Genomic DNA, 12,546 nt, shown 5'->3' with positions numbered 1-12,546 from the left:
TTTCCTGTGTCAGTTCCTTGATGGCTCTGAGGATGGTATCAGAGCTGCATGTACGAAGGGTAGGATGATACGAGAGATGGCGCATCAGTTGTGACGTTACATCTTCCACGCATGAGCCGCCACAGAAATAAACGCTCATCAGCGAACGGACTATCTCGCTGAACTGATATCCGAAGATACTGCTGCATCTCTGACCCAGTGTTGAGTCGATAACGGGTGAAAGCATGGAGTCAAATTTCTCCATGATTGAAAAAATTCCTCCAAAAGGTGTGAGTTTCTCAGATTTAATTTGTATTTTTGCCATGTCATATTAGAGTTTTGCTTGTTTTCTTTTTGCAACACTAAGATAAGTGAAAATTCTGACATGGCAAAATCCTGGGCAACTTTTTGTTGCTCAGGAACTTATAAATAAAGTTAAATTATAGTGTTGCGGAATTAAGGATATAAAATTATACAAAGTCTGATTGCCGTGGCTTTTGTTTGGATTTTTATCTGTTTCTTTGCACTCAAATTTTACAAATGGCTTGATTCGCCGTGAGAATGCCTGAGTGGGTCTGAAAGTACTGCTGTCTGCCTCGGCAGAAGCAGGGTGAGGGGCTGTATGCTGGTTTGTGGTTGCAAAAGGGTATTCTGCAAGCCATGACGGGGGCTTCTCGTTGGGTTTTCGATAGCTTCTCGTCGGCATCTCGATCGATATTCGTTGCTCTTTCGTTCGTTTTTTGCTTGTTCCTCGTTCGGTCCTCGATCGGTCTTCGATAGACTAACGAATAACCAACGAGAGACGAACGAGAGACGAACGAGGACCTAACGAGAAGTTAACGGGAACCGAACGAGAAGCGATCGGGAAACCGTTGTGTCTCTGTCGGGACCGGATGGTGTGTTGAATTACTTGTTTTGTAAACATAAGTGGTTTTTTAGTTGTAAATTATTTGTTTGACTTTTGGTTTGAAGGTTTCTTTCTTGTTTAGGAAATCATCCTCGTCTTGAAATACAAATATACAACATGAAACCCCCAGAATGCAAGAGATTTGGCACTTTTTATATCGCCTATTAATTATATTTAACTAAAACCAGTATTGATTTAACTTAAATTATAATACTTTATGCTGATTTAGCTGGATGAGTTTGGGTTGCTTCGCAAGAAATCTTTGGAGGAAATCTTTGATAAAATATGGCCTATGGCCAGAAATATTACGGATTTACAGAACCACGGAACTACGGATCTATAACACCGGAGCACCAAGGCAAAAAATCCGTGTCATTCGATTTCCGACATTAAAAGGGACCGCACACGGAGGTTCTGATAAAATAAAAGCGGCACTTTCTTGATGATGGAAAAGTGCCGCGGTGTTTGTTAATATCGCAAAGTCTTATTGATGCTGGCTGCGCAATAAGTCGTTGACGGTCTTTACAGGATTAAAAGTGCCAAGAGGAACTTCCACAAAGATAGTATTCCAATTGCTCATGGCACCATTCCAAAGGCCTGGGAGCTCAAGTGCCTGTAGCGGTTTTCCGTCTTTGGATTTCTGTGAGATGAATCCTGTGGTAGGATCTACAAAGTCGGGCAGATTGAAAGGCTTGTCCTGATAGTCTTTCACGGCGCAGACCAAATCGACTGGATTGAAATGTGTTCCCTTGGTAAACATTTCCATATAAGCGGTATTTGATTTGTCTATCTGTGAACTTTCCAGAATTTGCAGCGATACGGTTCCGTCTTGGTTGTAGGTGAGGAAAGGACCACCTCCCGGTTCGCCTACATTTTTCACGACGCCACACACGCGCATGGGACGGTTGAGCTTCTTTTTGAGGTACATTACCAGTTCTGCATCTTCCAGTTCCTTGATGTTGTTTTTGCGGCAGCAAAGATCTTGTTGGACGAAACGGATGATTTCTTCAATCTGCTGGTGGTTGTAACAACCGGTTTCAAGCAGCTGTAGATAGTCGAAAGCGCGTTTCTGGAGCGTTACCAATACTCCTGCAATGATTTGTTTCCATTCCACTGTTTCGTCTTTCAGTCGGTCTGGAACTACATTATCTATGTTTTTGACGAATATGACATCGGCGCTGATCTCGTTCAGATTCTCGATAAGTGCGCCATGGCCTCCGGGACGGAACAACAGAGATCCGTCTTGGTTGCGGAACGGGGTACCGTCAGGATTGGCAGCAATGGTGTCGGTAGAAGGTTTTTGCTCTGAGAAACTGATGTCATAGCGGATTCCATATTTCTTTGCAAAAGAATCGGCTTTCATGGCTACGCGCTGTTTGAAGTAGTCCATGTGCTCATGGCTCACCGTGAAATGTACGTGAGCCTCGTTGTTAGAGGCAGCGTAGAGGGCACCTTCCACAAGATGCTCTTCCATTGGTGTGCGTGCTCCTTCCGGATAGTTGTGGAACAGCAGCATACCTTTTGGCAGTTGTCCGTAGTTGAGGCCTTCCGGTTTGAGCATATTTTCTACTACAGCTTTGTATTGTCCATCGGCTATGAGTTGGCTGATGCCTTTTCCATTGTTCTTGCGGCAGGCAGCATCAAGTTCGTTGTAGAAGGCGAAGTGGCTGATGTTGTCGAAGAATTTTTTCTCAAAGTCTGTTGTGGGGATATCATAGTCGGCATCGACAAAGGCAAACATGTCTTTGAACATACGGCTTGCGGCTCCAGAGGCAGGTACGAATTTGACTACTCTGTGGCCTGCTTTCTTGTAGCTTTCCCATGCCTCTATATATTTCTTCCGGTCAGCATCGCTGGGTGCCATGATACCATGCTGAATGCTAGCAGCAGCTTCAAGCTTCAGAAAAGGGAACCCTTTTTTGAATAGTTCAAGTTGTTTCTCTACTTGTGCTTCGTTGATTCCTTTTTGGGAAATCTGTTTTAGATCTTCTTGTGAATATTCCATAATATATAGGATTGTTAGTATTGAATTTGTTTTGATGCAAAGATAGGAATTATATTGCACACCACCAAAAAAGAATGATAAAAATATTTGGCTGTTTCAGTAAAATCAACTAATTTCGCATTTCATTTATAAAAACTTAATAGAACGGAAATATGATAGAAACAGGAATGAAACATACCAGTGAGCTGGTTGTTGACGAAAATGTAACAGCGAAGAAGATAGGTTCTGGAGATATGGAGGTATTGGCGACTCCAGCCATGATGGCGCTTATGGAAAATGCCGCCATGCTGGCTGTTGCTGATGTGTTGCCGGAGGGCAGTACTACAGTAGGCGGTCATATTGAATCTTCGCATCTTCGGCCGACAAAAATCGGCGAAACCGTAACGGCTACGGCAGAGGTAACCAAAGTAGATGGTCGGAAAATAGAATATGCTGTGAAAGCATTCTGCGGCGAACAATTGCTTGGTGAGGGCACTCATCTTCGCTTTGTTGTGGACCGGGAGAAATTCCTCTCAAAGCTGTAAGTCCATACGTCAAGAAAAAAAGAGAATCTCTATTCAAATTCAGAGATTCTCTTTTTGTTTATTGCATTATTTACCTAAGTTTACCTTTCTTCAAAATATCAGAAAGGTGGTGATGATAGCCTGATGATGTTATTCTTGCATGAGAAATGATTTGAAATCTACGAAATCTTTCGTCATGGGAATGCTCTTCTTTTCGCCTTTCATAAATGCAGCAAGACGTTCTGGAATGGTGATGTCGGTATGGAGGATGGCATCGACCTTCTCTTTGAACTTAGCAGGATGTGCTGTTTCCAAGAATACGCCAACCTCTCCAGGTTGCAATCCTTCCTTGAGTGCACGGTAACCACAGGCTCCGTGCGGATCCAACGTGTAACCATTATCCCGATAGCATTGTGTCATCGTCTCTTTGATTTGTTCGTCGGAATAGGTGGCACCGCTGATGTCTTGGCAGATATCCTGATGACTTCCCTTATAAAGGTCATAGATGCGTGCGAAGTTTGAGGGATCGCCCACATCCATCGCATTGGCCAAGGTCTGTACGCTGGTTTTTGGTTCGTATTTGCCAGTACAGAGATATTTATAGAAGATATCGTTGGCATTGTTGGCTGCGATAAAACGGCTGATGGGGAGACCCATCTTTTTGCCGAAGAGGGCAGAGCAGATATTGCCGAAGTTGCCACTGGGAACACAAGCCACCAGTTTATCAGCAAGTCCGCGCTCTTTCATGCGTGCATAGGCATTGAAATAGTAGAACGACTGTGGCAGAAAGCGCGCAACATTGATAGAGTTTGCCGATGTGAGGCACATGTGCGCGTTGAGTTCCTGATCCATAAAAGCTGCTTTCACCAATGCCTGACAGTCGTCAAAGACTCCATCAACTTCAATGGCTGTGATGTTCTGTCCCAAGGTCGTAAACTGTGACTCTTGTATTTTGCTGACCTTGCCTTTTGGATAAAGAACATAGACATGAATACCTTCAACATCGAGGAATCCGTTGGCAACGGCACTACCCGTGTCTCCACTGGTTGCCACGAGAACATTCACGCGGCCTTTCTTTTCTTTGCTGATGAAATACTGTAACAGACGAGCCATGAAACGTGCACCTACATCTTTGAATGCAAGAGTGGGACCATGGAAGAGTTCGAGCGAGTAGATGGTCGGTTCAACCTCTACCACAGGACAGTCAAAGGCTAAAGTATCATACACAATCTTCTTCAGCGCATCCGCCTCCACATCCTCACCGAAGAAGGCATCGGCAACTGTATAGGCGATTTCCTGAAATGAAAGTGTCTCGATATGGTCGAAAAACGACTGTGGTAATGCCTTGATCTTTTCAGGCATGTATAGACCTTTATCTTCTGCCAGACCTTTTACTACAGCCTTATGCAAGTCTGCGTTTGGCGCTTTTCCGTTTGTACTGTAATATTTCATTATATTTTCATCAGTTGGTTCATAAATTCATTGAGTTTCAACATCCCATAACTGCCGCTTACGCAACTCACCTCATCATAATGTTCTACTGCGTCAGCCTCGATGCCAGGATGCCAGATCAGGAAGGGGACAGGTTCATCGACATGGATGCGCATTTCCACGGGAGTAGGGTGGTCGGGGAGGATAGCGATGCATACGGGTTCGTTCATTTGACATACGGCTTCATAAACGGGTTTGATAAGCCGTTTGTCAAGATAGTCAATGGCCCGCAGTTTCAGTTCGAGGTCGCCATCATGACCAGCTTCGTCAGTAGCCTCTACATGAACAAATACGAAGTCATCGTGTTGCAAGGCTTCAATAGCAGCCTGTGCCTTACCTTCGTAGTTGGTATTTGCCAAACCAGTAGCACCTTCTACGTTGACGATTTCCAGTCCGGCATAATGTCCTATGCCTCTGATCAGGTCAACGGCAGAAATCACGGTACCGCTCTTAACCTGTGGGTAGAGTTGTGTGAGTGGCTGCATGGAAGGTCGGTATCCACCGCCCCATGGCCAAATACTATTGGCCTGTCGTTCACCTTTTGCCGCCCTGTTGCGATTGAAAGGATGTGCGGACAGAATCTGCTGGGATTCTATGATGAGTCTGTTGATGAGTTCTGCCGTTTCCTCTGCAGTCATTCTTCCTGGTTCAACAGGTGCGTTGTCTTCTGCCTTCACCAATAGTTTCTCCCATGGTTCATTGGGATGGTCGTGTGGGGGAGCACAGACAACATGTTTTGAACCACCACGAATGACGAGCAGGTGACGGTATTGAATGCCAGTGATAAAGCGCACACGGTCATCTCCCAGGTATTTGTTGAGCTCTTGTATCAACACATCTGCATCAGCCGTTTCAAGGTTTCCGCCATTGTGTGTGATGATATTCCCATCCGCCAGCGAGATGATGTTGCACCGTAGCGCCAAGTCATCGGGATGCAGTTCATATCCGATAGAAGCAGCCTCAAGCGGGCCACGTCCTTCATATACCTTGTTGAGGTCGTATCCGAGAATGGACGTATTAGCTACTTCGCTACCCGGAGCAAATCCACTTGGGATGGTTTGCAGTCTTCCTGTCCGTCCCATTTTAGCCAAGCGGTTCATGTATTCAGGGCGTGCATATTCCAAGAGTGTTTTTCCACCAAGTCTTTCAACGGGGTGGTCAGCCATTCCGTCGCCCAATATGATGATATGTTTCAATGTGATTATATATTAGCAATTGACATGATGTTAGCAAACACACCTGCTGCAGTTACACCTGCACCAGCTCCATAGCCCTGTATGAGCATGGGGTATTCTTTGTATCGTTCTGTCGTCAGCAGGACGATGTTGTTTGATCCTTCAAGACCATAGAAAGGATGATGTTCGCTGACGGCCTCCAACGACACTTTTGTCTTGCCCATCTCCATGCTCGCCACAAAGCGCCAGCGTTTCTTCTCTTTCTCCAATATTTCACGGCGGCGCTCAAAGTCAGCATCAAGTGACGGTAGGCGCTTCCAGAAATCCTCCAGACTACCCTCGAAGAAATCATCTGGCATGAACAACTGTTTCACGACGTCGCTTTGTTCTACTCTATATCCTGCTTCGCGAGTAAGGATGACCAACTTACGGATAACATCCTTACCGCACAGGTCGATACGTGGGTCCGGTTCTGAATAGCCTTCCTCTTTGGCAAGTCTGACTGTTTCAGAGAAAGGTACGTCGGCTGCTATTGTATTGAAGATATAGTTAAGCGTACCAGATAATACCGCTTCGATTTTAAGGATCTTGTCGCCTGAATTTCTCAAGTCGTTGATGGTGCCAATGATAGGCAGTCCTGCGCCCACATTGGTTTCGAAGAGAAATTTCACGCCACGGCGCAGCGCAGTTTCTTTGAGTTTCGCATATTTTTCATACTCCGCAGAGGCAGCAATTTTGTTGGCTGTTACGACTGAAATATTGTGCTCCAGAAACGTCTGGTACAGTTCTGCCACTTCGCTGCTGGCTGTGCAGTCAACGAATACGGAATTGAAGATATTCATGCCCACCACTTCCTTGCACATTTTTGAAATGTTGCTGGGCTCCGACGCTTTCAGCTGCTCTTTGTAGTTGTTCAGGTCAAGGCCTTCTCGGTTGAAGATGGCATTGTGTGAACTGGCGATACCCACTACGTTAAGTTTCAGTTGGCGTGTATCGGCGAGTTCCTGATATTGTGATGCAATCTGTTGCAGGAGGTTACCTCCGACGGTTCCCACACCACACACAAACAAGTTGAGTACTTTGTATTCCGACAAGAAGAACGAGTCGTGCAGTACGTTGAGGGATTTACGCAGATATTTTGAGTGGACAACAAACGAGATGTTTGTTTCGGATGCACCCTGTGCACAGGCGATGACGGATATTCCGCTTCGTCCCAATGTACCGAAGAGTTTACCGGCAATACCAGGTGTATGTTTCATGTTTTCGCCCACGATAGCGATTGTAGCCAATCCGCTTTCAGCGTGCATGGGGAACATAGCTCCTGTTTTGATTTCTTTTGCAAATTCCTCGTTGAGTGTTTCAACGGCTTTGTCAGCATCCTCATCGCGCACACCTATTGACGTAGAGTTCTCAGACGATGCCTGCGACACCATGAATACCGAGATACCATTGTTTGCCAATGCTGTGAAGATGCGTCTGTTGACACCAATCACACCGACCATTGACAGGCCGGTAACGGTGATGAGTGTTGTTCCTTTGATGCTTGAAATACCCTTGATGGGTTTGCGGTCGTTTTCAATCTTGTCTTTGATGATCGTTCCGGGATCAGAGGGGTTGAATGTGTTTTTGACCTTGATAGGAATGTTTTTGACGCAAACCGGATATATGGTAGGAGGATATACGACTTTAGCTCCGAAGTTGCACAATTCCATCGCCTCGATGTAGGACAATTCGTTGATGGTATAAGCCGACTTGATGACGCGTGGGTCGGCTGTCATGAATCCGTTGACGTCAGTCCATATTTCCAACACGTCAGCATCGAGTGCTGCTGCGATAATAGAAGCGGTATAGTCGCTTCCGCCTCGTCCCAGATTGGTTGTCTCGTTGGTGTCTCTGTCTCTGCTGATGAAACCGGGCACCACAGGAACTGTCGTATTGAAGTCGATAGTAGCGAAAGTATCTTTCACCAGTTGGTTGGTGAGTTTGGTGTCGAGTGTATGTTTACCCTGTTTGTTGATGGTCTTGATGAAGTCGCGTGAATTCATTCGCTTACCGTTTTTGATAAGCGTCCCTACGATATGCGAGCTCAGGCGTTCTCCATAACTGACTATTGTGGCCTGCGTTTTTGCGCTGAGGTCATGTATGAGGAATACGCCATAGTAGATGGATCGCAACTGATCGAAGAGGTCGTTGAGTGTGCCGAGCAGCGCTTTTTTCGCCGTTTCGTCTTTGATGATGTTTTCCACCATGTGATGATGGCGTTTGACGATGTTTTCAAACTCCTCTTTATATTGTTCGTCACCGGTTAGTGCCTGTTGTGAAATGGCAATCAGTTTGTCTGTGATGCCTCCTAAAGCGCTGACCACGACAATGACGGGTTGGGTCTCTGACTCAACGATACTTTTCAAACTGAGAATACTCTCTATAGAACCGACGGAAGTGCCGCCAAACTTTAATACTTTCATACAATATGCAAAAGTACGAAAAATCTCACAAATGCAAGCAAAAAAAAAGGAAAATCGTGAGATTTATTACCGATAGTGCAATAATTTGAGCCATTTTGTCGTTTAATAGGGTAGTATGAAGATTACCAGAAGAAACAGTGGCGTTTCGCCATTCCGTCATATTTTAATGGTCACCGGCCTTTTTGGTGGCGTTCAGGCGGTTAATGTTGTCGCTTCACTTATCCGCAATAAGTGTGCGGCCTTGTTTCTTGGCCCTGACGGTGTAGGTGCTCTTTCGTTGCTCAATACGTTGGTCAATATGTTGGTCCAGCTTTGTGGCATGGGTGTGTCGTTGAGTGGCGTCCGTCGTTTGTCGTTGGCTTTTGACGAAGGGGATGTGCAACGCATTCGGAGCGTATGGTCTGTACGGTTGTTGACAATATCCGGCGGATCGTTAGGGTTGGTTGTCTGCGGTCTGATGGGGCATTGGCTGTTGTCGCCAGCAGTCTTGTTGATGATCGTCTGTTCAGGTGAGTTGGCAATCCTTAAAGCCGCCCGTCGCCTTCGTTGGTTGGCCTTGTCGCAGATCGTCTCCGTATTGTCGAGTCTCTTGCTGACCGTACCTCTATATATATATTATGGAGCGTCATCCATCGTAGCGGTAGTGGTTTTAACAGCATTAGCAGCCCTGTTGCCCGTACTTTTTTGTTCGTTGCGCGTATGTCCGTTGCAGTTTCCAAAAGCCAATACCCTGTTTCCATTGTCAGAAATGCGCTCCATGTTTCGTTTAGGAATGGCCTTTACCTTGGCAGCTGTAATAGGTGCAGCATCAGAATATGGTATTCGTGTGTGGCTTCAAGGCGAAGCATCTTCGCAGGTGGTAGGATGGTTTAGTTCAGCCCAATTGCTTACAGCAGGTTATATGGCCATTTTGTTTTCCGCTTTAGAACAGGATTACATGCCTCGTCTGTCAGCAACCTCTGACCATCGTGCGGCTTCAGGAATAGTGCGCCGTCAGTTGTTGGTGTTGACCGGTTTGACTATTCCGTTAGTCTTGATCGTTATGGTGTTGTTGCCGTGGTTAGTACCATTGTTGCTTTCTTCATCGTTTCTGCCTATTGTTCCTCTTGCCCGTTGGTGGGCAGGCGCGATGATACTTAAGTCGGCAACACTTCCTGTTGCTTATCTCACCTTAGCGCGAGGCCGTTCGCTTGACTATCTTCTTTTGGAGGCAGTCTATTATGTGTTTTTTGTGATTTCAGTTATTGTCGGATGGCATTATTCCGGTCTTTCGGGTGTGGGCGTCGGAATCTTTATAGCCCATGTTTTCGACTTATTGCTCATCCATATTTATGCCAGATATCAGTTTGACTTCCGGCTTTAGAAGCGGAAGTCAAGCTGAAGATCTACAAAGTTGTAGTTGTGTTTGTCAGGATTGGCAATCGTTCTGTCGTTGACGCGGGCATATTCCATGTTGACCTGCAGGTTTTTGCAGAAAACATAGTTGATACCCATTTCGTACATGGTTTTTGACGAACTCCATGATTTATCCTGTCGGTACATATTGTATCGTGCTTTGGCATAGAGTTTCTTGGGAATGACAGGTGCAATACCGAATGCGTAGAGTCCGTCGGCTTTATCGCCAAGGTTTTTGCCAGGAGCCGCTGCACCCTGACTGTGGATGTATTCTGACCGGAAAGTCCAGTCGTTCTTGCTGTATTCAGCCGATAGCGCATAACGGTTTTTTGTGCCTACGCCCGCTCTGCTTCCAGTCCATCCGAAAGCACCTATGCGAAGCCCTTCAACCGGCATCAGCCAAAGTCCTCCGATAATATCTTTTCTGTTGTCAGCATCTTTTGTGTTGATACCTTCGCCATTATATACTCCCACCTGATAGTGTAACAGATAGCGTCCGGCTTTGTTTTTTAGCAAATCACCCTGCAGTTGGACGCCGATGTCACGTCCTCCTGCCGATTTCTCTCCCGTCCGGTCTCCGTAGCCCACGAGGTTGTTGATGACGAGTGCATAGGAGTAGAAACCTTGGTCGATGGGGTTTGTAGGACTTTCAAAGGTGAAAGCACGTTTGAATTGTCCTGCTTTGACTCGTATTTCTCTGTATTTCTGCCATTCCGCATAGAGGTCAACAAGAAAGGCAGACGATCCGCTTCCTTGGAATTGTGCACGCCATGCCACGTCGCCGATTTTTCCATCGAGCATGAGTCTTAGCAGTCTGATGTTGAAGGTGTTTGAAGCATTATTTTCTGTGATGATGTTTCCCTCTTCATCTGTTGTTGTGCGGTAGGGGTCTTGAGCCTGATACTGCAACATTCCATATCCGCTGAGTTTGATGTCTTTGACCCATTGTGGAAGTTCTACGGAAACGGTTTTCTTTTCCTGTTTGTTTTCCTGTGCTTTGATGCCGAGTACGAACAACGAGGCTGTGAGAAGCAAAACGATTTTTCTCATATTCTTAATTATGATCTTCTGGTTAGTAATACAACATTTTCTACGTGAGGAGTGTGTGGAAACATATCTACGGGTTGCACCTCGTTGACCGTATAGGCCACGTCGAGCAATTGTAGGTCGCGTGCTTGAGTGGCAGGATTGCAACTCACATATACGATACGTTGTGGCGCAGCATTCAGAATGGTGTTTACAACATCAGGGTGCATTCCTGCTCTTGGTGGGTCTGTCACGATAACATCGGGTCTGCCGTGTTGTTGGATAAACTCATCGGTCAGAATATCTTTCATGTCCCCTGCATAGAACAGGGTATTGCCAATGCCGTTGATGCTGGAATTGACCTTGGCGTCTTCAATGGCTTCTGGCACATATTCGATACCGATGACTTTGCTGGCTTTGGCAGCAACAAAGTTGGCAATGGTTCCCGTACCGGTGTAAAGGTCGTAGATCAGAGGCGCTTCGTTGGGCGTCTGTCCGTTAACAGGCATGAAAGCGAACTCTCTGACAACGGAGTAAAGGTGGTAGGCCTGTTCGGTATTGGTTTGGTAGAACGATTTCGGTCCCACCTTAAACCGCAGGTCTTCCATGGTTTCGAAGATGTGGTCGTTGCCTTTGAACACGATAACATCCTGATCACCTATGGTGTCATTACATTTCTGGTTGTTGACATAGAGTAATGCTGTGATTTGCGGGAATTTATCTGCCACGTGTTGCAGAAGTTCTGCAGCCCGTTGTTCATCACCTTCTTCATCATAGTGGAACTGAATGATGACCATCCATTCGCCCGTATTGGAGTTGCGTACGATGACATCTCTCAAGAGTCCGGTTTGTGCTCTGAGGTCAAAGAAAGACATCTCGTGGTTTAGTGCATAATCGAAAATCTCGTTTCTGATTTCGTTTTGCAGATGGTCCATCAGCCAGCATTTCTCAATGGGCAGTATTTTGTCGAAGGCACCTGTAATATGGAATCCTATGGCGTTGCGCTGGAATTGCAGTCCGCTACTGATTTCTTCGTTGGTCAGATAACGTTTGTTACAACATCCGAAATCGAGTTTGTTGCGGTATTCCTGTGTTTTTACCGAACCGAGGATAGGACGGAAGTCGGGTAGGGTGATTTTGCCAATGCGAGTCAGTTGGTCTTTCACCTGTTGTTGCTTCATTTTCAGTTGTTCCTCGTAGGGGAGCTGCTGCCATTTACATCCTCCGCAGGTGCCGAAGTGTTGGCAGAATGGTTTTGTTCGGAGGGGACTTTCCTCATGGAAGCGTATGATTTCAGCCTCCATAAAACTATGTTTCTTTCTTCTGACCTGTAAATCCACTACATCGCCGGGAACAGACCAAGGCACGAAGACAACCATATCGTTGACCCTTGCAACACATTTTCCTTCTGCTGCAAAGTCTGTGATGGTGATGTTTTCGAGTATGGGTAATGCCTTTTTCTTTCTTGTCATATTGTTGTATTTCTTGTCTGTTATTGTTTGATATGACGGACAAAGTTAATGCAAAAATTAGAAATATCCAAAAATGTGAATAAAATATGATGTTTTGAGAGAAAATTGGCTCTGCTCTCGGCTTCTGG

8 protein-coding genes and 1 pseudogene are annotated in these 12,546 nt (G+C 45.8%); 2 read left to right on the top strand and 7 right to left on the bottom strand.

Annotation, left to right across the window (positions count from 1 at the left end):
• Together CIK88_RS01000 and CIK88_RS00995 are read right to left on the bottom strand one after the other, a co-directional pair.
• Positions 1-304: pseudogene (locus CIK88_RS01000) on the bottom strand (IS1380 family transposase); the annotation flags it as partial.
• Positions 305-1,370: 1,066 nt separating this feature from the next.
• Positions 1,371-2,891, bottom strand: coding sequence for a DUF4301 family protein (locus tag CIK88_RS00995; protein ID WP_094390387.1), 1,521 nt, complete (start codon positions 2,889-2,891; stop codon positions 1,371-1,373).
• A 152-nt stretch (positions 2,892-3,043) separates the two neighbouring features.
• On the opposite strand from CIK88_RS00995, the gene CIK88_RS00990 reads away from it, so the two are divergent.
• The gene (locus CIK88_RS00990; RefSeq protein WP_094390388.1) at positions 3,044-3,415 is read left to right on the top strand and encodes a thioesterase family protein; all 372 of its coding nucleotides are present in this window, start codon (positions 3,044-3,046) and stop codon (positions 3,413-3,415) included.
• A gap of 129 nt (positions 3,416-3,544) precedes the next feature.
• Here CIK88_RS00990 and thrC read toward each other — a convergent pair whose 3' ends face one another.
• From thrC to thrA, 3 genes are read right to left on the bottom strand one after another with little or no spacing between them, the layout of a single operon-like run.
• Positions 3,545-4,846: a threonine synthase gene (gene thrC / locus CIK88_RS00985; RefSeq protein ID WP_094434010.1), complete on the bottom strand. Its 1,302-nt coding sequence runs from the start codon at positions 4,844-4,846 to the stop codon at positions 3,545-3,547.
• Entirely contained in the window at positions 4,846-6,081 is a 1,236-nt protein-coding gene (locus tag CIK88_RS00980) for a cofactor-independent phosphoglycerate mutase (protein ID WP_094390390.1), read from the bottom strand. The genes thrC and CIK88_RS00980 overlap by 1 nt, the downstream gene beginning before the upstream one ends.
• A 5-nt stretch (positions 6,082-6,086) precedes the next feature.
• Entirely contained in the window at positions 6,087-8,525 is a 2,439-nt protein-coding gene (gene thrA / locus CIK88_RS00975; protein WP_094434009.1) for a bifunctional aspartate kinase/homoserine dehydrogenase I, read from the bottom strand.
• Between the two features lie 115 nt (positions 8,526-8,640).
• Between thrA and CIK88_RS00970 the strand changes: the two genes are divergently transcribed.
• Positions 8,641-9,888 carry an oligosaccharide flippase family protein gene (locus CIK88_RS00970; protein ID WP_094434008.1) on the top strand — a complete coding sequence of 416 codons (1,248 nt, stop codon included), beginning with the start codon at positions 8,641-8,643 and terminating at the stop codon, positions 9,886-9,888.
• Here CIK88_RS00970 and CIK88_RS00965 read toward each other — a convergent pair.
• Both CIK88_RS00965 and rlmD read right to left on the bottom strand, forming a co-directional pair.
• Positions 9,885-10,970, bottom strand: coding sequence for a porin (locus tag CIK88_RS00965; RefSeq protein ID WP_144269556.1), 1,086 nt, complete (start codon positions 10,968-10,970; stop codon positions 9,885-9,887). The two genes, CIK88_RS00970 and CIK88_RS00965, sit on opposite strands and share 4 nt — an antisense overlap.
• 8 nt (positions 10,971-10,978) lie before the next feature.
• Entirely contained in the window at positions 10,979-12,418 is a 1,440-nt protein-coding gene (gene rlmD / locus CIK88_RS00960; protein ID WP_094434007.1) for a 23S rRNA (uracil(1939)-C(5))-methyltransferase RlmD, read from the bottom strand.
• Positions 12,419-12,546 lie beyond the last annotated feature (128 nt).

The sequence above is a fragment of the Prevotella sp. P5-50 genome (genome assembly GCF_002251295.1).
In the GTDB taxonomy this organism is placed as follows: domain Bacteria; phylum Bacteroidota; class Bacteroidia; order Bacteroidales; family Bacteroidaceae; genus Prevotella.
Note: the sequence above shows the minus strand (reverse complement) of the source record. Positions and strands in the feature narration are given on the sequence as shown.